Here is a 3,312-nt window from a genome sequence, read left to right on the forward strand (position 1 = left end):
TGGGGAGCCTAGCCATGCGCCCGGTCGTATCCTTCGGGATCGGATTACTCTTTGGCATCGGTTTGATCGTCTCGGGCATGTCGAACCCCGCCAAAGTGCTGAATTTTCTCGATCTGGCGGCAATTCCCGCCGGAACTTGGGACGCGAGCCTCGCCCTTGTCATGATAGGGGCCGTCAGCGTCGGCTTGCTGGGCTTCGGCCTTGTCCTGGGCTGGCAAAAACCCTTGCTCGCCGAGCGTTTTTGGCTCCCGAGCGCGCGCGGGATTGACCGGCGTATTCTGATCGGTCCCGCGATTTTCGGCATCGGTTGGGGGCTGGCCGGCTTCTGCCCTGGCCCGGCCTTGGTCGGCCTCGGGGCAGGATCAAGCGCAGCCCTGGTTTTTATCGGAACGATGATTTTGGGAATGGGAGCCGCACGGCGACTTTAAAAACCGCCGTGCGCTTTCCGTACCGCTACCCCAGCGTTGGCATGGTGAACTGCGCGCCCGACCGAATGCCGGTCGGCCAGCGCTGGGTGATGGTTTTAAGGCGCGTGTAGAAGCGCACGCCTTCCGGCCCATGCATGTGATGATCGCCGAACAGCGAGCGCTTCCAGCCACCGAAGCTGTGGAAGGCCATCGGTACGGGAATCGGCACATTCACGCCGACCATGCCGACTTGAATACGGTTGCCAAACTCGCGCGCCGCATCACCGTCGCGGGTGAAAATGGCGGTGCCATTGCCGAATTCATGGGCGTTGATGAGGTCAACCGCGTCGCCGAAACTCTCCGACCGCACGACGCCGAGCACCGGGCCGAAGATTTCTTCCTTATAAATCCGCATGTCCGGCGTCACATTGTCGAACAGGCTGCCGCCGAGGAAGAAGCCATCCTCATAGCCTTGCAGCTTGAGGCCCCGGCCATCAACGACGAGGTTCGCGCCTTCGGACACGCCCAGATCGATATAGGATTTCACCTTGGCGAAATGATTCGCCGTGACGAGCGGCCCCATTTCGGCGGCGGGATCGGTGCCCGGCCCGACTTTGAGCGCGCGCACGCGCGGCTCCAGCTTTTTCATCAGCGCATCGCCGACACCGCCGACGGCAACCGCCACCGAAATCGCCATGCAGCGCTCGCCCGCCGACCCGTAAGCCGCGCCCATTAGCGCATCGACCGCCTGATCGAGGTCGGCATCGGGCATCACGACCATATGGTTCTTCGCGCCGCCCAGGGCTTGCACGCGCTTACCGTGCGCCGAGCCGACGCGGTAAATCGTTTCGGCAATCGGGGTTGATCCGACGAAGGAGATCGCCTGAATGTCCGGGTGAACCAGCAGCCGTTCGACCGACTCGCGCCCACCCTGCACCACTTGGAACACCCCATCGGGCAATCCGGCTTCGGTGAGCAAGGCCGCCATTTTCAGCGCGGCGGACGGGTCTTTTTCAGACGGCTTCAGAATAAAGCAATTGCCCGTGGCGAGCGCCACCGGGGCCATCCACAGCGGCACCATGACGGGGAAATTGAACGGCGTGATCCCGGCGACGACGCCCAGCGCCTGCCGGTTCGACCAACTATCGATCCCAGGGCCGACCTGTTCGGTATATTCGCCCTTCAGCAAGTGCGGAATGCCGCAGGCGAATTCCACCACTTCCAGCCCGCGCGTCACTTCGCCATCGGCATCGGACAAAACCTTGCCATGCTCGGCGGTGATGATCGCCGCAAGTTCGGCCCGGTCGCGCTCCAGCAGCGCCTTGAAGTTGAACATCACCCGCGCCCGGCGCAACGGCGAGAGGCCACCCCAGGCCGGAAAGGCCGCTTTGGCGATAGCAACCGCCGCATCCACTTCTGCGACATTAGCCAGGGCAACCTTGCCGCTCTGCTCGCCCGTCGCCGGGTTGAACACCGGGCCAAACTGGCCGCTGGTGCCCGCTTGGAGCTTGCCGTTAATCCAATGCAAAATCTCTTGAGCCACTTACCTATCTCCCTAAACGGCGACCCACGCTTTGGATTGGGCCGACATAACCATAGCGTGAATAACGCGCTCAATCGCAAGCCCTGCCGTGAAATCGACCGCCAACGGGTCAGGCGTCCCGTCGATTGCGCGCAGCAGCGCCGCAAGCTCGATCACTTTCAGATCATTGAACCCCAGCCCGTGCCCAGGGGCCGGGCAAAACAGCCCATAGGGCGGATGCGCGGGCGCGGTCAGGATGGTGCGAAAGCCGCGCGTTGCAGGGTCGCCCGAGGCCGTAAAAAGCTGAAGCTCGTTCATCCGCTCCTGATCGAAAATTAAGGTGCCCCGCGTGCCGTGGATTTCAAACGCCAGCCGGTTCTTACGCCCCCAGGCCGCCCTGCTACAGGTCAGCAGGCCCGAGGCCCCAGAGGCGAAGCGCACCAGCGCCTGCGCCGCATCCTCGTTCTCCACGCGCCCCGTTTCGCCGGGACGATCCGGCAGCGGGCGGGTTTTATGGATTGTCTCAATCTGCGCCGTCAGCTTTTCAACCCTACCCGCGAGCGTATGGGCAAGGCTAACGAGGTGAACCATAATATCGCCCAGCGCCCCCAGGCCCGCTTCCGCCAATTGGCAGCGCCAGGACCAGGGAATCTCGGCATCGGCCATATAATCTTCGTCAACGACCCCGCGAAAATGGGTGATCCGCCCAATTTCGCCGCTCTCGATTAGGCGTTTCGCTTCGGCGATCAAGGGATTGCGCAGGTAATTATAGCCAAGTTGGGTGCGCACGCCGGCAGACCGTCCGGCAGCGGCCATACTCTCGGCGTCGGCCAGGGTGAGCCCCATCGGCTTTTCGCACCAAACATGCTTGCCCGCCGCCAGCGCCGCTTCGGCCATTTCCCGATGCAGGGCGTTCGGCGTGGTGATCGATACAAGCTGAATGGCGGGATCGGCGATAATCGTACGCCAGTCGGTCACGGCCTCGGCGAAGCCATATTCCTCGGCCCGTTGCCGCGCGAGGTCCGCGTCGGCATCGCAGAGTTTCAACCGGCGCGGCGTCGGCACCGACCCGAACACTGCTTTCACCGAGCCATAGGCGAGCGCATGGCACTTGCCCATAAAGCCGGTGCCGATCAGCCCGACGCCAATCTCGGAGCCCATTAGACCATCCCCCCGAGTTCGGCGGAAAGGTCTTGCAGCTCTTTGCCGCCCGCCATCAGGTTTTGCAGCGCGTCGATTTCAATCTCGGATTTGGCGTAGGTGCCCAGCGTCTTGCCCCGGTTCAGCACCGTAAACCGATCCCCCACCGCATAAGCGTGGCGGACGTTATGGGTAATGAAAATCACCCCAAGCCCCTTCTGCCGAACCTGATAGATATATTTC

The 3,312-nt window shown here is 62.6% G+C and carries 3 protein-coding genes and 1 pseudogene; 1 reads left to right on the forward strand and 3 read right to left on the reverse strand.

Features of this window, described 5'->3' with window-relative positions:
- The first annotated feature begins 14 nt into the window (after window positions 1-14).
- Window positions 15-428, forward strand: coding sequence for a DUF6691 family protein (locus ACIQ36_RS19525; protein WP_395832468.1), 414 nt, complete (start codon window positions 15-17; stop codon window positions 426-428).
- 25 nt (window positions 429-453) lie between these two features.
- Here ACIQ36_RS19525 and ACIQ36_RS19530 read toward each other — a convergent pair whose 3' ends face one another.
- The 3 genes and pseudogenes from ACIQ36_RS19530 to ACIQ36_RS19540 form a co-directional block, all read right to left on the reverse strand.
- Window positions 454-1,950 carry a CoA-acylating methylmalonate-semialdehyde dehydrogenase gene (locus tag ACIQ36_RS19530; protein ID WP_395832464.1) on the reverse strand — a complete coding sequence of 499 codons (1,497 nt, stop codon included), beginning with the start codon at window positions 1,948-1,950 and terminating at the stop codon, window positions 454-456.
- 12 nt (window positions 1,951-1,962) lie between these two features.
- A complete protein-coding gene (locus ACIQ36_RS19535; RefSeq protein WP_395832466.1) occupies window positions 1,963-3,090 on the reverse strand; it encodes a Gfo/Idh/MocA family protein in 1,128 nt (375 codons plus the stop codon).
- Window positions 3,090-3,312, reverse strand: a pseudogene (locus ACIQ36_RS19540) (sugar ABC transporter ATP-binding protein); the annotation flags it as partial. The gene ACIQ36_RS19535 and the pseudogene ACIQ36_RS19540, both read right to left, overlap by 1 nt.

It is taken from the genome of Elstera sp., from assembly GCF_044372965.1.
Lineage (GTDB): Bacteria > Pseudomonadota > Alphaproteobacteria > Elsterales > Elsteraceae > Elstera.

Bases quoted from the DNA above. Each gene is read 5' to 3' on its own strand.
- ACIQ36_RS19525 (WP_395832468.1), top strand. From the start codon at position 15: ATGCGCCCGGTCGTATCCTTCGGGATCGGATTACTCTTTGGCATCGGT.
- ACIQ36_RS19535 (WP_395832466.1), bottom strand. From the start codon at position 3,090: ATGGGCTCCGAGATTGGCGTCGGGCTGATCGGCACCGGCTTTATGGGC.